Genomic DNA, 19,368 nt, shown 5'->3' with positions numbered 1-19,368 from the left:
TCAGTGGGGTTCTGCGATTCCCTGCACCCAGACGATGCCGACGTGGAGCGCGATCAGCGCCGTCACGACGAACGGCAGGATGAACACGTGCAGGATGTACATCCGAATTAGGGTCGATTCTCCCAGGGTGAAGCCGCCGAAGATCAGCTGTGCGGCCCACTCGCCGACCAGCGGGGTCGCAAGCGCCATCTCGACGCCGATCTGTCCCGCCCAGAACGACAGCTGCTTCCAGGGCAGCAGGTAGCCGGTGTAACCGAACAGCAGCGTCAGCGAGATCAACACGACGCCGAGCAGCCAGTTGAGTTCGCGAGGCTCCTTGTACGCGCCCGTAAAGTAGACGCGAAGCATGTGGAGGAACACCGCAGCGAGCATGAACTGGGCCGCCCAGCGGTGGATCGACCGCAGCATGAAGCCGAACTGCAGGTCCTCCATGATGAACAGCATGCTGTTGTACGCCGCGCTGGGGTCGCCGGCCGTCGACGGCGAGTAGTAGAAGCCGAGTATCGCCCCAGTCACGGCCGCCACGAGGTACGCGACGATCGAGAGGAACCCGAGCGAATACAGCGGATACCAGTACCAGAACTTGTTGTCGAGGTTGTACTGTTCGGTGTGGCTTTTGGGCATCTGGAGGTTGACTCGGTAGTACATCGTCTCCAGCGCCTCGAGGTAATCGACGATGCGGAACCGACGATCGAGCCAGACGAGCGACGTCAGGAAGATGCTCTCGACTGCGGTGAGATCCCGCTCCTCGAGCCACGCTTTGTGGTCGTGTTCGTCCTTCTTTTCCAGACTCATGTTATCGTTTGTAGTACGGATACACCGCTCGTTTCACCGTCTCCCACGGGTCGACGTCGCCGCCGAGCTGTTCGCCGTCAGCTTGTTCTTCCCGGATGTAGAGGTCCTCCCACTTGCGTCGGCGTTTCTTTACGATCACGACGTCCGGCAGGAACTCCTTGCGATACAGCGCGAGGATGAAGGCCAGGTCGATGAAGATAAGCGCGAGAACGCCGCCGAGGAACATGTTTCCAAACTCCGACAGTGCCCACCCCTGCATGAGTCCGTAGGTGAACAGGAACACGAACACGATCTCGATGAGAGTCAAAAGCACGATCGCGATCGCAGCTGCGGTGCTTTCCCGTGCCGGTTCGTAGCGATGGACATCGCCGTACGATGAGCCTGACGAAGACATCGTTCAGTTCCTCCCCGTGCCCGTGTGGGCGGATTCGCCGTACTTCACTACGTAGAACGTGAAGACCAGCGTCGCAACGATCGCGAACGCCGACATGATCCCGACAAAGTGTGGGTGTAACGGGACGCCGTAATCGTGGACGCTCTCGGGCCAGCCGTCGTCGGGTGCCGGTTCGAGGACCGGCACGTCGTCGCCGACGGCGACGGCGCCGAACATGCCGACCCCGCGGTGCGGCTCACAGACGTAGCCGGTCCGGCCGCCCTCCTCGAAGATGTGTGAGAAGGTGTGGCCCGCCTCGTCGATCGGGTCGCCGCTCCTGAAATCGTGTGCGTTCTCGAAGTCGGTGTTCTCCGTGTCGGTGACGACGTTGTGTTCGCCACCCTGCCCGGTCCATTCCCATGTCACTTCGGTCCCCTCGTCGATCCAGATGCCGGCCGGGGAAAACTGGAGCCCGTCGCCGGCACCCACGTCGACTGTGACTTCCTCCTCCCCGCGGAGGTCGGCATAGCCGCCGCCGATCCCGTCGAGATACCCCTCGAAGTCGGGCTCGACGTCTCCCTGGGCACTGGCGGATCCGGCCGTCGCCGCTCCTGTGGCTGCGACGGCTGTTGCCCCGCCGGCTGTTCGTACAAACTCCCGCCGTCTCATACGGGCATTCGTCAGGATGGGACGCGCTTAAACCCACCGACTATCTGGGTCTCGAAAGGCGGTGCTCGCGTCGGAACGCTCCCGGAACTTACCGGTCTTCGTCGTTCGTGTCGTCCCCATCGCCGTCACTGGCGTGTGGAGCCTCCGGTGGCATTTCGGGAACGAAATCGGGTCGCTTTCCGTCCTCGAACTGGACCGCACGCAGCCGGTTTCTGTACTCTTCTGTCCGGAACCGATCGGAGAGGCGGGCGTTTGCGACCACGAAAAACAGGAACACGCCGGCAAGCAGGAAGGCGACGCCGGCGATCGGGGCGACGATCGTCGTGAGGTCGTCGATCAGAACGTACCCACCCAACAGCGCGACGCCGGCGACCAGCTGGGCGGCGGCGACGATCTGCAGGACCGTGTTTCCGAACTCCTCGGCTCCGTCGGGGACGTCCCCGGGGTCGGGGAGTCCGTAGTGTTCCGGCGGCTCCGCCACGTCGAACTCCGGCATCGAACAGAGCACGAGCGTCGGCTTCACGTCGCGAAACACCGTCCCCTCCCCTTCGAGGCTGCCGTCGGCGTAGACGACAGCGTACCCCTCGTCGGAGTACGCGAGCACCCGCTCGTCGTCCCCCTCGCCGACCCGCTCGAGTACGGCGAACACTTCCCGTCGCGCGATGCGGTTTTTCAGCTCCGCCTCGACCCGATCGAGCAGTTCCACGCCTGTCACCCACGACTCGTCGTCGAAGACTGCCTCCCACTCCTCGGCCGTCATCTCCATCATGTCCTCGGGTCCGAAGTCGTCGAAATCGTACTTCCGTTCGACCTCCTCGCGGAGCGCCTCGAGTTCGGGGTCCTCGGAGTCGGAATCGTCGGGGTGGGGCTGCTCGAAACTGTCGTCGCTTGCATCCTCGGGTGGGGGTTCCTCCGGCGACTCTCCGTCAGTCATCGCCTCGGAGTAGGGCCGCACCCGGGAAAACGCTTTTCGGACGGAATCCGGACGCTTTACCGCATGCCGGCCGAACGAACGGCCGATGGTCGACGACGCGATGATCGCGACGGCCGTGCTGGTCGTCGTAAGCGCGAGCCTACCGTTTTACCTCTACGGGACGTGGATAATGCTTCGCGCCCGCGAGGTGACCTGGGAAGTGCTGGTCCACCACCTGAAGTTCGTCACCGTCGGGCTCGCCCTGACGACGGTTCCCACGGTCGGATGGATGCTCCCCCGACTGTTCGACCAGCTTTCGGGAATCGCGGCGGTACACGCCTTTCTCGGACTACAGGCGTACGCTCTGCTCGCTGTCGGACTCACCGGCATCGCGCGTATCTATCAGGCGAAACGCGACGCGGATCTCTACCACCGACCGGATCAGAACGTTTCCCTGTCGGATCTCCACGAGAACGTCGGCGCCTGGCGGGCGCGGCTCCGGGTCGGGGTCTTCGGCTACACGTTCTTCTGGCTGTGTGCCTGGTTCAGCGGAATCTACCGGTATCTCCAGCTGTACGTGTTCGTTTGACCTGCCCGGCGCGCTGGGCGTGGCTCACCGGAACTCGACTTCGATCCGGTTTTCCGTGACGTGGAGATACGTGATGTAGTAGCCGTCCCCGCCATCGTATTCGATGGTGAGCGTCGATCCGTCCTCCATCTGAGTGAAAAAGCCCTGGTTGTTCGACTGTGGACCGGCGCCGCTGTCGACTTTCAGGTCGTAGGTCGGCCCGGTCTTCGAGAAGTAGTAGCCGACCAGTTCCGACAGTTCCACTTCGTCGCCGGCGCTGTACTCCGTCGGCTCTGTTTCCCCGGAGTGGACGATCTCGACGGTGTCGGCGGAACTGTCCTCGTTCCAGTCTAACGTTCCCCGATCGGTCGGTCCGTCCGACGACAGCGACAGGACGTCATCGCCGATCAGATCGCCTTCGAGTGTCGAGTCGCAGTCGGATATCTGGATGTCGCCCTCGCTCGCGTTCGTGGTTCCCGTCCAGTACTCCTGGGAACCTGCGTCGTCGCGATAGAGCAGTTCGATCCCGATCTCCGCGTCTTCACAGTGGTTCAGCTCGTTTTGCGTCGGGACATCGAGAATCACCTCGAACTGATCGCCCCCGTCCGATTCGGCGTAGAACGACACCCACCGGTTGTGGAGGTTGTTCGTCTCGAGACTGAACTCGAATTCTGATATCGCGTGACTGTCGCCGATCCCTCGGATCGGTAGCTTCTCGCCGTCGTGCGGGAACGGGAACGTCCCGCTTGCGCCCACGGTACGGAGTTCGAGGATCACCGTCTCCTCGCCGTCGAGATCGACGTTGCTTTCGGTCCCTTCGATGTCGACATCGGCGGGGTCGAGTATTTCGCCGCTGGTTCGCGTCCGGAAGAACGATTCCCACGCCTCGTGATACTCGCTTTCGAGAACCACGACCACGGTTCCGTTCGTGACTGGATTGCGGTACGGCGCGCCGTCGGCCTCGTACCGTTCGGCCGTCGGGTAGTGGCGGGTCATTCCCCGATTTTCCACCCGAACGGTGCGGGAACTGGCCGAGGTGGCGTCGCCGGACACCTGAACGATCGGAAGCGTCAGCGTCGACCCGCGGTAGTGGAACTCCGGCGGCGACACCATTCGGGCGTACCCGTCCCGCATGTGCCACACGCCGCCGGCCTGGTAGGCGACCCGCTCGTTTGTCGTCCCGGTCCCTTCGTACGTCACTGTCCCGAGCGCGCCGCTGTAGATCCGTTCGTTGTCGCCGGCTCCGGTGTGGTTGAGGTGCCACACTTCCATGTGGCCCGCGGTGTCGTTGACGGAGAGTTCCCCTTCACCGTTGCCGAACCTGACGGTTTGCCGCTCGGAATCTCCCAGCGCGACCATCGACGCCTTGGAGTCGAACTGCGTCATCGCGCTTTCGGCGCGCTGGAGGTCGGCTGCGTTCTGTGAGTCCCCCACCGCCAGGGAGCCGACCGCGACGGTAGCGGTCGCACCGAACAACACCAGGCTGACGAGGAGGACGAACCCGACCGTCTCGCTTACGGCTCGGTTATCGGTCGTCTCACCGATACCCGAACTGGTTGTCGTCGACAGGCTCCTCCCCCCGGTCATACCGAATAATTGGATCATAAGGGTATTAAATGTGCCGTTAAAACCCCTTTTCAGGACGTCTACGGACGATTTTACAGCCGGTCGGCGGTTTCGAGAACGAGCACCGGATCCCCGTTTTCGATCTCGTACCGGATCACCGTGGACCCCCCACGAACCGACGTCTCCTGGATCGGCGTCGACGTTTTGACGAGCGTGTCGCGTTCGACGTCGCCACTCGTTGCCTCGAGGCGATAGGTGTATCGCCGATCGTCGGGGTCGCTCTCGTTTGTCACCGCAATGTCGTACGACCGGTCGATCACCCGGTCCAGCAGGTTGACTCTAATTGCGGCATCGCCCTCTGAACCGTCCATCGCGGCCGCGAGTCGGTCAATTTCGCCGATCGAATCGGCGAGCTGTTCGTTCTGGACATCGAGAGCGTTTCCGACCGCGATGGTGCGCTGGCTCTCCATGTATCCACTCCCGGCGATGAGCAGTCCCGAGATGAGGATCGACGTGATCGCCAGCGCGAGTACGTAGTTGACAGTCGTAGAGAGGCCTCGGTCCATCGACGGGTTCCCGTTACCCTCGTCCCGCCGGAGCTGCGAGTCACTCATACGTCGGTTCCCCCGGTGCGACGCGAACCGTCGCCTCGTAGCGGACGTTCTGGCTCCGGTACCTGATCTGGAACTCGACGTCGTACAGCGCCCGTTCGGCGTACGGCTCGGCGTCGGGATCGGTTCCGAAGTTGTCTGACTCGACGTCGTCGTCTTCGGCGTCGACGACGAACTGGTAAGTCCCGTCCGAGGCGTCGGCGTTGCCGAACTCGAGGGTGTGATCCGGTCCGGCGCGTTCGAGGACCTGGAGCCACCCGTGTTCGTCGCTCTGGTCGATCGAGTTCTCGCCGTACGTCCCGTCGACGAGGTCGACGTAGATGTTTTCGGCGTCGGCGCAACTGCTGTTTTCGTACGTGTCGCCGTCGAACACTGCGACGCAGGCGTCGTCGCTGTTTTCGTCCTCGTACACGAACACGGTCACGTCCACGCCTCCGCCGTCGGTGACGTTGATGTAAAAGGGCCCGCCGTCGTCAGTCAAATCCGCGAAGGTTTCGTTCTCGATGTCGTCTTCCGACACCTCGGGAGTCGCGTTGATCCACGCGTCCCTCGTTTTTACGTCGGTCGCGAGCGTCCACGACTCCGCGTCGTTCACCGAAGTGAAGTTCCGGTCACTCGTGTCCTGTGCCAGCGCTGTGCCGTTGCTGCCGGTCGTGTCCTCGACGCCGGCGAGCCGACCCTCGACTGCACCGAACGGCTGGGTGGTGTTGCTCCAGGCCGACAGCCCCCCGGCGACGGTCGCCTCCAGTTCGTCGTAGTCGTCGCCTCGCTCTGTAGCCACAAGCGTTGCGGCCACACTTTTCGCCTCGTTTTCGTACTCGATCGCGGGGGCGGTCGAGGTCGCCAGGTCGCGTGCCGAGACGTTTTCGGTGTAGATGACGCCGTTCATCACCAGCGCCAGGACCACGAACGTCACTGCGAGTGCGAGCGCCCCGACCAGGAATAGCTGACCCCGGTCGTGGTCCTGGTCGCAACCGTGCGACCAATTCACATCCGCCATACCACCACCTCCACCTCGACGACGGTGAACAGGTCAGTCTCCGGGGAGACATCCAATTCGACGTCGTCGTCTTCGTCTTCGTAAAACCTGTCTTTGTCATCTGCATCGCCAACAGTCGTTCCGGTCTCGTTCCCGTCGGCATCCAAAAGCGGGTCCGAATTGTACAGCGTGACGAGACGGGTCGCCGTCGTGGCGTGATCGCTGGGCTCCCCGAGATCGACGATCTGCTGGTTGCCACGGGAGCCGTCGTCCGGATCAACGTATCGCACCTGGACGTTGAACGCGATGCCTCTATCCAGGAACGTCTCGTTCAACGCTTCGCCAAACGCTGTCGGAGGGCCACCCGCCGTATATCCGTCTCCAGTTGCTCCGTGGAACCGGCCGTTCGACTCGTTCCAGTACCGTAGCGTCTCGCTTATCGTCCCCTGTCGATCTTCGGCGGCAAGAAGCCCTTCTGCCATCTCAGTTTGCTGGTTTTCGATGTGCTGGCTCGAGGTGCTGCCGGTGAGGGGCGTCACTGCCGTCACCTGCAGGGCGAACACGACCGCCGAAAGCACGAGCAGCGCGGCCGTGATCGCCTCGAGGGTGTGCGCCTGCCCGCGCACTGTCTGTTTCCAGTCAGCCATTACCAGACCCTCACGACGAGCCGTTTGGATCCCCCGTCGAACAGTACCGTTCGACGGACGGTCGACACAGACTGTGCAGTGGCCGGGTCGTCGCCCGCAGCGAGCTGGATGGGGTCTCCGGCTTTTGTTTCCGTTTCGACGATCGGTCCGTCGCGCTCCTCAATTGTCAGGTTGATCCGGTCGCTGACTCCGAACACCTCTCCGGGTTCTTCAGCGTCGGGATCGAACCGGCAGTCGTCCGGCGCTTGGCCGCCGTTCATCTGAGCGAAGAATCCGACGGTACAGGCGGTGTCCAGTGCGCCGGGCTCGGCGGGATCGCCAAGCAGGTCCTTGGCGGCAGAATCGGCTACTCTGTCGGCGGTGATCGTCCCCGTGTCGGCGTCGAACGGGACGAACATCCCGGGGACGAACGCGACGACGAACGCGATCGCGACGAGGAACACCCCGGCGCCGATCGCGAAGTCCAGGGTCGTCTGGGCTCGCGACGAACGGGTCCAACTGTCCGTCGATCCGCCGGGAATGAGTTCGAAGATCATCCGACCACCACCCACGTGGCCAGCGCCAGCGTGATCAGCACGACGACGAACTTCACCCCCGAGACGATGTCGGCGTTCCGGATGTAGCCGCTGATGAACCCGGACAGGATCGCCTGGATCGTCACGGCGTGGAAGAACAGAAGCGACAGCAGCGACGGATCGACGCCGGCGCCGAAGTCGGGGCCGCCCTGCTGTGCGGCGCCGTCGGCTTCCTCGGCGCCAGCCGTGAGTTCGGCCATGACGTCGATGAACTGCGTCTGCAAGATTGCCATCACCGCGAGCAGCGTCAGGTATGTCATCAGGATGATTGCCACCTGCATCCGGGTTCTGGAGCGCCGTTCGCGTTCGATGTCGTCCTGGTTCTCCGACGCCTGGGCGGCAGTCGAGAGCACGTCCGTGATCTGTGAGGATGCCTCCTGTGCCTCCGAGATCAGCTTCACGGTCCGCGCGAGGCGGGGCATGTGGTATTTGTTGTTGAACTCGACCAGCGCCTCGCGGAGGCTCATCCCGTAGTTAACCTTGGTGTAGATGACGTCGAACTCGTCTGCGAGCTTCCCGGAGGAGGTCTCAGCCACGGAGTTGATCGACTCGAGGAGGGTCTGTCCGGTGTCGTTCGCCGACGAGAGCTTCCGGAGGTTCTCCGAGAGCTTCCCCGTGACTGCCGCTCGCGACCTAACGTTCCACTCGTGGAAGACGGCGAGGGGAACCAACACCAGATACAGCGGCACGTACACCCAGATGAACGTACTCCAGACGGGGTTCGAGATCCAGCCGTCGGGGGAGAGGGGGGCCCGCCCGGACGTGATCGCGATCGCCAACAGCACAAGCGCCGCCGGAACCGTAAGCGCCAGCGTGTACAGGGGATTGTCACGGAAAAACAGGTGCGGCTGTTTGAGGAGTTTGCTCGTGAGGTAGGTCCCCTCCCGGCTTTTGATCCGATCGAAGACGTTGTAGTTGCCGACGAACCCTTCGATCAGACCGAGGTGACGCAGGCTCTCCTGGCTCGTCTCGTGGAGCCGCTGGCTGCCGCCCTGTGGGCGGAGATAGCCATCGCCGGGCTCGTCCTGTTTGACCGTCGAGACCAGCACGAGGAAGCCGACCCCGGTAAGCGGGATCAGCGCGTAGACGCTCGCGTACAACAGGAACGCCTCCGCGTCGCCGAGCATGCTCATGATGACGAGGATGATGATGAGCAACAGCGGGAACAGCGACAGCGTCATGTACATCTCGCCGAACAGCTCCATCGTCTCCAGGGTCATCTCCTGCTGCTGTTTGGCGGTCCGGAGATGCTTTTCCTTCTTGTCTTTCAGGAACTGCTCCATGTCGCCGCCGGAGTTGATGATCGACAGCATGTCGGTGAGGAACTGCGAGAGCTCGTCGCTGGGCGTCTCGATCGACTGCTGTCTGATCGCGTTCCGGTAGTCGGTGCCGAAAAACTCCGTCTCGTTGATGATGCTTTGAAACTCCCGGGAGACCTCCCCGTAGGTGTCCTCGGCGCGGGCCATCGCCCGCAGGATCTCGAGCTGGTTCATCCCGCCCACGGAGAGCGCATACATAAACGAGACTCCGTCGGCAAGCAGCATGTTGATCTCCCGCTTTCTCGCGGAGGCCCGCGAGTAGGGGATCGCAATCAACGTCCCGAACCCCATCGCGAACCCGATCCCGCCGAAGACGATTCCGGTGATGCCGATCGTGACGGGAACGACCAGCGAGCGCAACAGCGCTCCCATCTCTGCGGTCGGCACCGGCACGCCGAGCCCGAGCGTCTCCGGATCGATCAGCCCGAACTGGAAGATTCCCCACCCGATCGCCGTGCCGACGATCCAGAAGACGGCACCGACGAGGATCCCCAGCCCCAGCGAACGGGAGAGATACATCTCGACCGGGTCGGGGATCCGCGCCTGCGTAAGCTTGACGTCGACGTCGCTCACGAAATCGCCGTCCTCGTCGAACAGCCGCTTGAACACCGGATAAAAGGCGCTCGCGAGGGGGTCTGCGTCCCCGCCGAGACCGCCGCTGGATCCCGTTTCGAGGCTCATCCGTCCTCCCTCGTTTCGGGGCTCTCTCCGCCGTCAGTTGCCCCGTCACCGTCGGCGGAGTCGTCCTCGTTGACCGAACCGAATCCCCAGTCGTCGAGTTCGTCCTCGGTGTCGTCCGAGTCGAGTGTACCGTCCGACCCGACTGACCGCTCTTGCTTGGAGGAGCCGTCGTCGAAGCTCGATCCCGCATCGACGCTTCCGAATCCGGATTCTGTGTCGAACTCGGAGTCGGTTCCGGTGTCGAACGAGGGCTCGTCGAAGCTCACGTCGTCTGCCGGCTCGTCGAACGTCACGTCGTCTGCCGAGTCGTCGAAGCTCACGTCGTCTGCCGGCTCGTCGAACGTCACGTCGTCTGCCGGCTCGTCGCCGCCGTCGATGTCGTCGAACAGCCCCTCCAGGTTCGCGTCGCCGTCGTCGCTTCCCGCCGGAGTTCCGAACGAATCGTCGGGGTCGTTTGCAGTGTCTCCGTCGAGTTCACCCGCGACGGTCGTCCCGTCGAGTTCGCCGTCGGCCTCGGCTGTGGTTTCTCCCTCGAGCTCGCCCGACGCCTCGATCCCCTCGCCGTCGCCGGTGATCCTGGGTGGTCCTTCCGTGTCTCCGTCCGGGGACGGCGGTTCCGCCGGTCCGGAAGGATCGGCCGCCTCCCCGTCGGCGTCCTCGGTTGCCGCCTCCAGTGCGGGTCGATCCTCGCCGGCGGACGCCTCAACGGTCGCTTCCCCGTCGACGTCGAACAGCGCGTCCGCCACGTCGCCGGGTTCGACGTCGCGGTACTCTGCGAACAGTTCTTCGGCCTCCTCGAGGATGCGTTTCGCCTCGGCGAGTCCCTCCTCGTCGGGGTCGGGACGTGGCACCATCTCCTCTTTTTCCGGGTCGACGTCGATCAGCACCGACTCCATCTCCCGGAGGTCTTCCAGCGACTGTTCGAGGCCGTCGTTGGCCATAAGCGCGAGGATCGTGTCCGGGTCGTTGATGAACGCCTGCAGCGTCGCCGCCACCTGCGCGTAGGTGTTGAGTCCGTTGACGATGAGGTACGCGAGCACGACCCGGCGTTTGAACAGTTCTTCTTCGAGCCGCTCCTGTTTCCAGCCGCGGTCGAACTTGATCTCCTCGAGCGTGTTCGATGCCCCCATCTTGAGGAATTCGTCGGTCTCTGCCTGCCACTGGAAGACGTCCTGAACGTTGATCTCGTCGTTTTCGGGGTCGTAGTGGTTGATCTCGGTGAGCGACTTGTTCCGTCGCACTTTGTTCCCTCTCACCCGCGTCGACGACTGGACCGAAACCAGATCCAGCGCGGTAAACATCGTCTTCGAGACGTTGATCGGATCCGTCGTGAAGCGCTTGAGCACCTCACCGACGTTGTCCGCGTGGAACGTCGTGTAGGTGGTGTGGCCCGTCGACATGACCTGAAACAGCGTGCGCCCCTCCTCACCGCGGATCTCGCCCATCACGATGTAGTCGGGCCGCTGGCGCAGCGCCGCCTCCAGCAGATCGAACTCGTCGACGTCCCCCTTGTCGTCGGCGGTAAAGGAGGGTCTGGTGACCGACGCGATCCAGTTGCGTTGTGGGAGTTCGACCTCTCGGGTGTCCTCGATGGAGACGATCTTCGCGTTCGAGGGGATGAAAAGCGACACCGCGTTCAGACTCGTCGTCTTCCCGGATGCGGTGCCCCCCGCGAAGATCAAAGACTTGTGGTTCTCGATACACAGCCACAGGAACGCCATCTGATCCAGCGCAAAGGTGTTCCAGTTGATCAGGTCGATCGGCGTGAACGGGACGTCCTTGAACTGCCTGATCGTGTAGTTGGTCCCGTGGTCGGACACTTCTTTGCCGAGGGTGAGCTGCGCGCGGGAGCCGTCCGGAAGCGTTGCGTCCACCTGTGGTGAACGCTTGGATATGCCCTTCCCGGATCGCTGGGCGAGTTTGACGACGAAGTCGTCGAGTTCTGTCTCTCCGTGGTACACGTTCGAGATGATCTGTTCGTAGTCACTGTGGTAGACGAACACCGGCGAATTGTACCCGTCACAGGAGATGTCCTCGACGTTGATGTCGTGTTTGATCGGATCGATGCGCTCGTAGCCGATGAAATCCCTGATGAGGTAATACAGCAGTTTCTCGACCTGGTACTCGGTTAGCGTCTCCGGATCGTCCTCGATCACCGCCCGTTCCGGCCGCGCAGAGAGCCCCGCGAGGTGCTCGACGTCACTGGTGGGTTCCTCGTACCCGATCGCGTCCAGTAAGCCCCCGATCCACCCCTCGTGCTCGAGCCCCAGCGTCCCCTGGAGCTTGTTTCCGAGCGGCTCGTTTTCGCGTTCGTAGAGGTCGTACCGATCGAGGAGCTGATAGGCTTCGCTTTTGATCACGTCGCGGCGTTCGCCCTCGCCTGCGCCGGCGACGTTCTCGTCGGAGTATTTGATCGAGGTGCGGATCTTGTCCGTGAGGTACTCCTGGATCCGCGATTCGATCTCGTTCAGGTGCGGCTGGACCGCGTAGTACTTCTTTTCGTTCTCCTTCCGGGAGTGGAAGATGATCACGAACGAGTACGGCTTGTTCACCCAGTAGCGCTCGACCTCCCGGAAATGGGTCTTCTTCTCGATGGGGACGGCCTTCTCGAGGTCGTACCGGTTGACCAGCGTCGTGTTCCCTTCGGTCGTACCGAAAAACTCGTTTTCGTCGAGTTCCTCCTGGACGTCGACGGTGCGTTCGTCCTCGAGATCGAGCAGCCGTTCGGCGGTTTCCTTCCCGGCCGAGAGGACGTTCTCGGTCCCCTCGGGGTCGAATCCGAGCGCTTCCGTGCGATCGAACGCCAGCGGATTTCCCTCCTCGTCGGTCGGCGGATTCCCCTCCTCGTCGTAGAAGAACTCTTTTTTGTAATCTTCCCAGGTGTAGTATCCCTTGATCGGTGGCGTCTTCGAGAGATCGTGTATCTCCGCGGCGAGCTCCCGGAGTCGGGAGCCGACGCTGTCGGCGGCGCCGAGTCGCCACAGGAGTTCGTCGGGATGGAAGCCGAGGAACTCGGCAGGATCGACACCTGCACGCTCCCAGTCTCTCTCCTCGAGGCTCCGGTCGACTTCGCCATCACCCCACCGTTCGCTTCCGGGGGCGGTGTCGAACCGGGCGTACAGCGCTTCGGCAGCCTCCTCGTAGCCGTGTTCCCGCAGGAAATCGTCCCACGTGTATTCGCCGACGACGGCGGTGTACTCCGGCGGTTCGGGTTCCTCGTCCTGTCGACCCGGTTCTTCGTCTCGAACTGCATCAGCCTCTCGGTCGGCTGACTCGCCCTCCGGCGAAACGGCTGTTTCGCCCTCGAGTTCCGGTGTCTCCCGGGTGTTATCCTCGTCGTCTGTCCGTCCCACGTCGGTCTCACCGATCGGGCCCTCGGCCCCGTCGCCGGGTCCCTCGAGCGCTTTAGATCGCTCCTCCGAATCGCCAGCCAGTTCCGTCTCGCTTTCGGCGGGCTCGGGAAGGGTTTCGTCCTCGACGTCGGATTCCGTGTCGCCTCCTTCGAGGTCTCCCCCCTCGGAACCTCCCTCACTGGAGGTGGACCCGTCGGCGTCCGCGTCCGTCTCGAGAGGCGAGGACTCGACCCCCTCTTCCCCCGTCGATTCCCCTGCCTCGGGGCCGTCGGCGTCCTCGTCTGTCATCGTTTTATCCAAACCGCCACCCTCAAAAAGCGTTCCGACCGTTCTCATCGGAGATATTTATACCGGGTTACATAGAATTTATAATCGACGTACTGAGGCGGGTATACTCTTTGTTTCTACGGAATATCGTTCAAATTATCCGTTCTGAAACCGATACTGTGTCCTCTCCGTCAGGTAGAGAGACCGAGCGGAACGATGAGTACGCCCATCAGATGGACCCGTCTGGCGCCCAGTCGTGGAGGGATCAGACCCAAAAGCGTCGACACGAGGAACACGGCGACGCCGAGCGGACCGGCGAACAGTCCCGACAGACAGACGAGCGCAGCCAGCACCGCCACCGACACGCGGGTGTAATCTGCCGTTCCGACGATTCGGAGGTACGCGTCGCCGACGAGCAACACCAGCGTGAACCCGACGACGGCTGCCGTTGCGGTTGCAAGTAGCAGTACCGGCAACGCGAACGGCACTTCGATCCGTTCGAGTGCGACCATCACTCCCGTCCGTGGCGTTCCCAGCGAGACCAGCGCGAAGAGCGCGAACACCGTATTAGCCGTGTTTGCGCCGCTCGTCGACACGATGAATCCCCGGTCCGCGTCGGCTGCCGGTACGGCTGGCAGCGCGAGCACCGACGCGATCGCCGCCGAAACGCCGGGCAGATATCCCACCAGCGCCCCTGCGAACGATCCGGCGCCGGCTGTCAGCCCCAGCGATCGGGGCCGCATCGTGATCCGGGCGTCAGCCTGCGGTGGGACGCCCTTTCCACCCAGCGCTTCCACGAGGACCGGGGCGCCGAACAGCCCCGTGAAAAGCGGTACGAGCATACCGCCCGAACCCAGTGGCGCGGCGGGATCCAGATCGAGTGTCACGAGACCCAGGGTTCCGCTCGCCAGAAACGCCATCATGCCGGCGATGGCGGCTCTGCGCGACGACTCTGTCACCAGGAGGATTGCCACCACCCCTGCCAGCACGAACGGGAGGTGGGCCCTGATCGTCGGATACGCACGTACCATCGCCCACGTGACGGGTATCGCAAGCGGAACCGCGAGGGCGACGGCGACTGCGGAGCCGACCGCCGAGAGCCGAAGCGCTTCCCGACCGCGCCCGGCGATCACGAGCCGATGGCCCGGGAGAGCAGCCACGGCCATCGCCGCGTCGGGAACGCCCAGCGCGAGCGCCGGCACGATGTCGAGGAACGTGTGGACGACGCCGGCGGCGAGTATCGCGACGCCGACGAGCAACGGATCCGCCTGAATGCTTGGAGCGATCCCCGCCAGAAGCAGCGCAAAGTTGTTCGCGTGTAGCCCCGGAACCAGCCCCGACACCGCCCCCAGCGTCGCTCCAGCGAGCAGAAACGCGAACGCTGCAAGCGCGAAGCCGGGATCGACGACGAAGCGGACGACCGGATCCATCGCTCACGGATGGCACCGTCTTTCTACTTAAAAAGGGAGAATCGATCGACCGGTTGCAGTCGGGGCGTCGCGTCCGGCGTCAGCCGAACAGCTCGCCGAGGCCCTCTCCGGAGGCGTCTTCTTCTTCCTCGTCTTCGTCGTCGTCGTCGGCCTCCTCGGCTTCCTCTTCGTCGTCGGCTTCCTCGTCGTCGGCTTCGTCTGCACCGCCCGCGGCCGCGGCACCCGCGGCGGGTGCGGCTGCGGCCGTCTCGATGGCCTCCTCGATGTCGACGTCCTCGAGCGCCGCGATGAGCGCTTTGACGCGCGACTCGTCGACGTCGGCGCCGGCCGACTCCAGGATCGCGGTGATGTTGTCTTCGTTGATCTCTTCGCCCGTCTCGTTCAGGATGAGTGCTGCGTAAACGTATTCCATTGTTCTTCTCCGTTGTTATCCGAACATCGCGCCGAGGCCCTCGGCACCGTCCTCGTCGTCTTCGTCGTCCTCGTCGTCGCCGTCTTCGGGGGCCTGTTCGGCGTCTTCCGCCTCGTCTTCGTCGATCTGTTCCTCTTCCGTTCCCGTCTCGGCTGCGGGCGCGTCGACGCCCTGCAGGGCTTCGGGGAGCGCCTCCTCGTCGTCGATCCGAGCGGCGAGCGCGCGGAGCTGACCGTCGGCCTTCCCGATGAGGTCCGGAACGACGTCCGGGCTCTCGATCTCGGCGAACAGACCGACCGCCTTCGCGTCGCCGGTCGCCTTCGCGATGAGCGTCGAGGCCGTCCTCGCGGTCGGATACGCCGCGTTGACCGAGAGGTTCCGGGCGCCGGCGGCGGCGGACTCGATGTCCGCGCGGTACTCGTCGACGTCGATCGAGAGTTCGTCGGATTCGAACAGCACGCCCTCGGAGTAGACGCCCTTGAGGTCGAGTCCGACCTCCTTCGGTTCGATACCGAGTTCGGCGAGTACGCTCGCGAGCTGATCGGAGACGACTTCGCCCTCCGGGAGCACCGTGGAGTCTTCGGTGACCTTGATTGAGCCGTCCATGATGCGGGCCGATGCCCCCACCTGCTGGAGCTCGCCGACGAACGGTCCCGGATCGACGCCGGTGTCGCCCTCCGGGATGACGATGTCGTTCGGGGCTACCTCGCCCTCGTTGATCGGGGCGGGGGTCTTCGACTCCTCGAGCTGCTGGTAGAGGCCGAACGGGTTGTCGTTGGTTCCGACGAGGGCGACCTCGCCGGCGACGTACTGGGTCAGCGTCTCCAGCCCCTCGTCGACCTCCTCCAGCGCGCGGACGACGAGCGTGTTGCGGCTCATGCGGAGCTCCGCGGAGCCGTGCAGCTCCCGGCGCATCGCCTGCAGCTGTCGGCTCGGGATGCCGGTGACGCCCACGACGCCGACCGACTCGTAGGATTCGAGGAAGTCGACGATCGCGTCGACCTCTTCCCGTTTCCACTCGGGGATCGTCTCCGTGCGACGGGCCTCCGAGCTCATGCGGGCACCTCCACGGACGGCCCCATCGTGGTTTTCACGTAGATGGAGTCGATGTTGAGTGGTCCTTTCTCGAGGTCGGCTTCCAGCCGCCGGACGATGACGTCGATGTTCTCGGCGATCTCCTCGGCGGACATGTCCACCGCGCCGACGCGCGTGTGGAACGTGCGCCGGTCTCGGGAGCGAAGCTGGACCGTGTTCTTCATTCTGTTCACCGTCTCCACGACGTCGTCGTCGGGCTGAAGCGGGGTCGGCATCTTCCCGCGGGGACCGAGAACGGTCCCGAGGTACCGGCCGATGTCCTGCATCAGGTTCGCTTCGGCCACGAAGAAGTCGGTGTCGTCCGCGAGGTCTTTCGCGGCGTCGTCGTCGTCGCCGAGGTCCTCGAGGTCGTCGGAGTCGAGTACCTGATCGGCGACTTCTCTGGCGCGGACGGCGGTTTCGCCCTCCGCGAAGACGACGATGGTGGTGTCCTGTCCGGTTCCGGCCGGCAGAACCACCGACTCGTCGACGCGATTCGACGGATCGTTGAGGTCAAGATCGCGCAAGTTTATCGCGAGGTCGACCGTCTCCCGGAACTCCCGGGGTGGGGCTTCCTCGAGTGCGCGAGTAACTGCTTGTTCGATTGAGTCTGCCATTATTCACCTCCGTAGTACGCGGTGACCGCTGCTACGGGTCAGTGAAACAGGCTGCGCCTGTCTCATCGGATGGAGGCCGATGACGGCCTTAAAAGCGTCGAAGCTGCCGGGCGGGTGTCACTCCTCCACACTGCTACTCGTTGGAGAGCAAAAGCGCCGCGATCGCGGCACCGACGACGATCCCTGTCCCGACGAGCACGGCGGTCGAACCGATCGAGATCCCGACGACGACGGCGAGCACCACGGCGCCTGCCGCAACGGCCCCGACGGCGAGCTGTGGTCCTTCCGGGATGGCCTCCTCGGCTCGCTCCCGGAGCGGAACGTAGTCGGGTGGCTCCCGGCCGGACGACTTCCCGGCGTTTGGCTTCGACAGCGCCTCGTCGACTTCGACCGGGGCCTTGCCGGCGGGCCCGGGTTCGATGGTCACGGACACGTATTCCGTCTCGGTTCCGTACCCGGTGACGACCTTCAGGCGGCCAGTCACCGGCTCGGAGATAGGTTCGACGTCGACGAAAACCTCGTGGGGCGTGCCGCCTTCGACGTAGTGGTTCCCCTCCCCGAGGGTTACGACTTGCGAGAGGTCGTCATCGAAGTTGAGATGCACGTGAGTCGGTGCACCGTGATTCTCGAGCACCACGGCGAACGACCCCGAAACCGTGACGCTTCCGGGCGCGTCGAGTTGGTGGGTACGGCCGCGGTTGAGGTCGACGGGAACGGTTGCCACGTTCGCCAGATCACAGGCACGGAGCAAAAAGGTTCAGGCTCCGTCGATCCCCTGATCCTCCAGCGTGGTCTATTTGCCTCCGGATCTTCCGGCTGTACAAGCGCCGCTCCGAGACGAATCGCGTCCGGACTCGTCTCGGATCGAAGCCTCACGCCGGCGCTTCGTCGCGCATGTCCGGCGGCAGGAGGTTCGGGATCCCGTCCTCGATCGGGTACTCCTCGCCACACTCGGTGCAGGTGAGGGTGCCCTCGAGGATCTCCTCGTCGGTTCGATCCTCGACGTGGAGTTCGAGATCGGCTTTGTCAACCGGGCAACAGAGGATGTCCAGTAGCGACTCCTTCATCGCCCGGGAGAACGGTCGGCGTCAGGAAAAACCTGTGGATCCGACCTTCGATCGGTCGCGGGATGGGCCGAACGACGTGTCAGCTTCCGAGCCACTCGGCGAAGTCAGTGGCGAGGAAGTCCACGTAATCGAGTGTGCCGAGCGCGAGTGCGATCACCAACACGATCACGATCGGGATGCGGACCATCCACAGCCAGATGTCGTCCCACGGATCGGCGCCCCGAATCCCCTGTCGCAGTTCCGAGAGCCCGACGTCGGGGATCACCCAGCCGACGAACACGACGAGAATTAACGCGCCCAGAACCAGCAGCACGCCGTCTGCGAACCCGTCCAGTAGGTCCAGGAACACCAGATCCAGCGTCACCGGGACGCCGAGCAGGAAGATCGCAAACCCCGCACCGATCGTCGCCGGGAGCCGGTCGATCGGGTGTTCGTCGATCAGATACGAGACCAGCACCTCGAGGATGCTGATCGCGCTCGAAAGCGCGGCGATCGTCACCACGCCGAAAAACACGATCCCCAGTAGTGTGCCGAACGGGAGTGTCGCGAACGCCTGCGTGAGGCTGAAGAAGATCGCCCCCACGGCGATCTGGCCCGGATCCGTCCCCGCCGCGAAGATGAAGGGGAACACCACGAACCCGACGAGCACCGCGATCGCGGTATCGAGGAAGACGATCACGCCTGCGTCGGTCGCGAGGTTGCGGTCCTCGCCGAGATACGACGCGTAGGTGATCATCACGCCCATCCCCAGCGAGAGCGTGAAGAACGCCTGGCCCGCCGCCGCCGGTAGCAGACTGGTCCAGTTGTCCATTACTGCGCCGAAGTCCGGCGAGAGGTAGTAAGCGTACGCGGCGCTCGCGCCGTCGAGCGTCGCTCCGTACGCCGCGAGGCCGATCAAAAACAGGATGATCGCCGGCACCATCACCTTCACTGCCAGTTCGATCCCCCGTCGAACTCCCATCGCGACGATGCCGATCACGAGCGCCATGAAGATCGCGTGGAACACGAGCGAGTCGAGTCCCGTCGACACGGTGCCGAACAGTTCTGCGGCTTCAGCCTCTGTCGTGACGACAAACCCGTCGGTGACGCCGACGACGAGATACCGCGCGAACCAGCCGGCGACGACGCTGTAGTACGAGAGGATGACGAATCCGGTAACGACGAACAGCCAGCCGACGTACCGCCAGGCGCCACCGCCGAGTTCGCGCAACGATCCCACCGCGTTGAGGTTGGTCCGGCGCCCGATGACGAACTCCACGAGGATCGCCGGAAACCCGATCGCAACCACGAACAGCAGATACACGAGGAGGAACGCTGCGCCCCCTTCCTGCCCCGTTTGGAACGGGAACCGCCAGATGTTTCCGAGCCCGACCGCGCTCCCCACCGCAGCCAGGATGAATCCAATGCGGGTCGCCCACGTTTCGCGTGCCATGCGATTCCGTCTCTTTACGG

General features: G+C 63.7%; 19 protein-coding genes. 1 reads left to right on the top strand and 18 read right to left on the bottom strand.

Features of this window, described 5'->3' with window-relative positions:
• The 4 genes from RH858_RS01875 to RH858_RS01860 all read right to left on the bottom strand — a co-directional run bounded on the left by RH858_RS01875 (position 1) and on the right by RH858_RS01860 (position 2,771).
• Entirely contained in the window at positions 1 to 795 is a 795-nt protein-coding gene (locus RH858_RS01875) for a cytochrome bc complex cytochrome b subunit (RefSeq protein WP_259533547.1), read from the bottom strand.
• 1 nt (position 796) lies between these two features.
• Entirely contained in the window at positions 797 to 1,189 is a 393-nt protein-coding gene (locus RH858_RS01870; RefSeq protein ID WP_259533545.1) for a hypothetical protein, read from the bottom strand.
• Between the two features lie 3 nt (positions 1,190 to 1,192).
• Positions 1,193 to 1,837 carry a halocyanin domain-containing protein gene (locus tag RH858_RS01865; RefSeq protein ID WP_259533544.1) on the bottom strand — a complete coding sequence of 215 codons (645 nt, stop codon included), beginning with the start codon at positions 1,835 to 1,837 and terminating at the stop codon, positions 1,193 to 1,195.
• A gap of 88 nt (positions 1,838 to 1,925) precedes the next feature.
• Positions 1,926 to 2,771 (bottom strand): hypothetical protein, encoded by an 846-nt coding sequence (locus RH858_RS01860; RefSeq protein WP_259533543.1) that lies wholly within the window; start codon positions 2,769 to 2,771, stop codon positions 1,926 to 1,928.
• An 85-nt stretch (positions 2,772 to 2,856) separates the two neighbouring features.
• Between RH858_RS01860 and RH858_RS01855 the strand changes: the two genes are divergently transcribed.
• The gene (locus RH858_RS01855; protein WP_310561031.1) at positions 2,857 to 3,339 is read left to right on the top strand and encodes a hypothetical protein; all 483 of its coding nucleotides are present in this window, start codon (positions 2,857 to 2,859) and stop codon (positions 3,337 to 3,339) included.
• Between the two features lie 24 nt (positions 3,340 to 3,363).
• Here RH858_RS01855 and RH858_RS01850 read toward each other — a convergent pair whose 3' ends face one another.
• The 14 genes from RH858_RS01850 to RH858_RS01785 all read right to left on the bottom strand — a co-directional run bounded on the left by RH858_RS01850 (position 3,364) and on the right by RH858_RS01785 (position 19,348).
• On the bottom strand, positions 3,364 to 4,905 hold the full coding sequence (locus RH858_RS01850) for a hypothetical protein (protein WP_310561030.1): 1,542 nt from the start codon (positions 4,903 to 4,905) through the stop codon (positions 3,364 to 3,366).
• A gap of 71 nt (positions 4,906 to 4,976) precedes the next feature.
• A complete protein-coding gene (locus tag RH858_RS01845; RefSeq protein WP_310561029.1) occupies positions 4,977 to 5,498 on the bottom strand; it encodes a hypothetical protein in 522 nt (173 codons plus the stop codon).
• Positions 5,491 to 6,495, bottom strand: coding sequence for a hypothetical protein (locus RH858_RS01840; RefSeq protein WP_310561028.1), 1,005 nt, complete (start codon positions 6,493 to 6,495; stop codon positions 5,491 to 5,493). The genes RH858_RS01845 and RH858_RS01840 overlap by 8 nt, the downstream gene beginning before the upstream one ends.
• Positions 6,483 to 7,121, bottom strand: coding sequence for a hypothetical protein (locus RH858_RS01835; protein WP_310561027.1), 639 nt, complete (start codon positions 7,119 to 7,121; stop codon positions 6,483 to 6,485). The genes RH858_RS01840 and RH858_RS01835 overlap by 13 nt, the downstream gene beginning before the upstream one ends.
• A complete protein-coding gene (locus RH858_RS01830; RefSeq protein WP_259533537.1) occupies positions 7,121 to 7,657 on the bottom strand; it encodes a hypothetical protein in 537 nt (178 codons plus the stop codon). The genes RH858_RS01835 and RH858_RS01830 overlap by 1 nt, the downstream gene beginning before the upstream one ends.
• Positions 7,654 to 9,696: a type II secretion system F family protein gene (locus tag RH858_RS01825; RefSeq protein ID WP_259533536.1), complete on the bottom strand. Its 2,043-nt coding sequence runs from the start codon at positions 9,694 to 9,696 to the stop codon at positions 7,654 to 7,656. Before RH858_RS01825 ends, RH858_RS01830 begins: the two co-directional genes overlap by 4 nt.
• Positions 9,693 to 13,337: an ATPase, T2SS/T4P/T4SS family gene (locus tag RH858_RS01820; RefSeq protein ID WP_310561026.1), complete on the bottom strand. Its 3,645-nt coding sequence runs from the start codon at positions 13,335 to 13,337 to the stop codon at positions 9,693 to 9,695. The genes RH858_RS01825 and RH858_RS01820 overlap by 4 nt, the downstream gene beginning before the upstream one ends.
• 170 nt (positions 13,338 to 13,507) lie before the next feature.
• Complete coding sequence (locus RH858_RS01815; RefSeq protein WP_259533533.1) at positions 13,508 to 14,746, bottom strand: tripartite tricarboxylate transporter permease; 1,239 nt, start codon at positions 14,744 to 14,746, stop codon at positions 13,508 to 13,510.
• Positions 14,747 to 14,825: 79 nt separating this feature from the next.
• Complete coding sequence (rpl12p, locus tag RH858_RS01810) at positions 14,826 to 15,158, bottom strand: 50S ribosomal protein P1 (protein WP_259533532.1); 333 nt, start codon at positions 15,156 to 15,158, stop codon at positions 14,826 to 14,828.
• Positions 15,159 to 15,173: 15 nt separating this feature from the next.
• The gene (locus tag RH858_RS01805) at positions 15,174 to 16,214 is read right to left on the bottom strand and encodes a 50S ribosomal protein L10 (RefSeq protein WP_259533531.1); all 1,041 of its coding nucleotides are present in this window, start codon (positions 16,212 to 16,214) and stop codon (positions 15,174 to 15,176) included.
• Positions 16,211 to 16,849 carry a 50S ribosomal protein L1 gene (locus RH858_RS01800; protein WP_259533530.1) on the bottom strand — a complete coding sequence of 213 codons (639 nt, stop codon included), beginning with the start codon at positions 16,847 to 16,849 and terminating at the stop codon, positions 16,211 to 16,213. The genes RH858_RS01805 and RH858_RS01800 overlap by 4 nt, the downstream gene beginning before the upstream one ends.
• A 133-nt stretch (positions 16,850 to 16,982) precedes the next feature.
• Positions 16,983 to 17,573 (bottom strand): hypothetical protein, encoded by a 591-nt coding sequence (locus RH858_RS01795; protein WP_310561025.1) that lies wholly within the window; start codon positions 17,571 to 17,573, stop codon positions 16,983 to 16,985.
• 148 nt (positions 17,574 to 17,721) lie between these two features.
• On the bottom strand, positions 17,722 to 17,916 hold the full coding sequence (locus RH858_RS01790; RefSeq protein WP_310561024.1) for a methytransferase partner Trm112: 195 nt from the start codon (positions 17,914 to 17,916) through the stop codon (positions 17,722 to 17,724).
• Between the two features lie 79 nt (positions 17,917 to 17,995).
• Complete coding sequence (locus RH858_RS01785) at positions 17,996 to 19,348, bottom strand: sodium-dependent transporter (RefSeq protein WP_259533527.1); 1,353 nt, start codon at positions 19,346 to 19,348, stop codon at positions 17,996 to 17,998.
• Positions 19,349 to 19,368 lie beyond the last annotated feature (20 nt).

Source organism: Halalkaliarchaeum sp. AArc-GB (genome assembly GCF_031432225.1).
Taxonomy (GTDB): domain Archaea; phylum Halobacteriota; class Halobacteria; order Halobacteriales; family Haloferacaceae; genus Halalkaliarchaeum.
The sequence above is the reverse complement of the archived record's forward strand: the minus strand, read 5'-3'. Positions and strand labels throughout refer to the sequence as shown.

Excerpts from the sequence above, each read along its gene's own strand:
- RH858_RS01800 (WP_259533530.1), bottom strand. The coding sequence starts at position 16,849 with ATGGCAGACTCAATCGAACAAGCAGTTACTCGCGCACTCGAGGAAGCC.
- RH858_RS01815 (WP_259533533.1), bottom strand. The coding sequence starts at position 14,746 with ATGGATCCGGTCGTCCGCTTCGTCGTCGATCCCGGCTTCGCGCTTGCA.
- RH858_RS01805 (WP_259533531.1), bottom strand. The coding sequence starts at position 16,214 with ATGAGCTCGGAGGCCCGTCGCACGGAGACGATCCCCGAGTGGAAACGG.
- RH858_RS01840 (WP_310561028.1), bottom strand. The coding sequence starts at position 6,495 with ATGGCGGATGTGAATTGGTCGCACGGTTGCGACCAGGACCACGACCGG.
- RH858_RS01830 (WP_259533537.1), bottom strand. The coding sequence starts at position 7,657 with ATGATCTTCGAACTCATTCCCGGCGGATCGACGGACAGTTGGACCCGT.
- RH858_RS01825 (WP_259533536.1), bottom strand. The coding sequence starts at position 9,696 with ATGAGCCTCGAAACGGGATCCAGCGGCGGTCTCGGCGGGGACGCAGAC.
- RH858_RS01790 (WP_310561024.1), bottom strand. The coding sequence starts at position 17,916 with ATGAAGGAGTCGCTACTGGACATCCTCTGTTGCCCGGTTGACAAAGCC.
- RH858_RS01860 (WP_259533543.1), bottom strand. The coding sequence starts at position 2,771 with ATGACTGACGGAGAGTCGCCGGAGGAACCCCCACCCGAGGATGCAAGC.
- RH858_RS01785 (WP_259533527.1), bottom strand. The coding sequence starts at position 19,348 with ATGGCACGCGAAACGTGGGCGACCCGCATTGGATTCATCCTGGCTGCG.
- rpl12p (WP_259533532.1), bottom strand. The coding sequence starts at position 15,158 with ATGGAATACGTTTACGCAGCACTCATCCTGAACGAGACGGGCGAAGAG.
- RH858_RS01875 (WP_259533547.1), bottom strand. The coding sequence starts at position 795 with ATGAGTCTGGAAAAGAAGGACGAACACGACCACAAAGCGTGGCTCGAG.
- RH858_RS01855 (WP_310561031.1), top strand. The coding sequence starts at position 2,857 with ATGGTCGACGACGCGATGATCGCGACGGCCGTGCTGGTCGTCGTAAGC.
- RH858_RS01820 (WP_310561026.1), bottom strand. The coding sequence starts at position 13,337 with ATGACAGACGAGGACGCCGACGGCCCCGAGGCAGGGGAATCGACGGGG.
- RH858_RS01835 (WP_310561027.1), bottom strand. The coding sequence starts at position 7,121 with ATGGCTGACTGGAAACAGACAGTGCGCGGGCAGGCGCACACCCTCGAG.
- RH858_RS01865 (WP_259533544.1), bottom strand. The coding sequence starts at position 1,837 with ATGAGACGGCGGGAGTTTGTACGAACAGCCGGCGGGGCAACAGCCGTC.
- RH858_RS01850 (WP_310561030.1), bottom strand. The coding sequence starts at position 4,905 with ATGACCGGGGGGAGGAGCCTGTCGACGACAACCAGTTCGGGTATCGGT.
- RH858_RS01870 (WP_259533545.1), bottom strand. The coding sequence starts at position 1,189 with ATGTCTTCGTCAGGCTCATCGTACGGCGATGTCCATCGCTACGAACCG.
- RH858_RS01845 (WP_310561029.1), bottom strand. The coding sequence starts at position 5,498 with ATGAGTGACTCGCAGCTCCGGCGGGACGAGGGTAACGGGAACCCGTCG.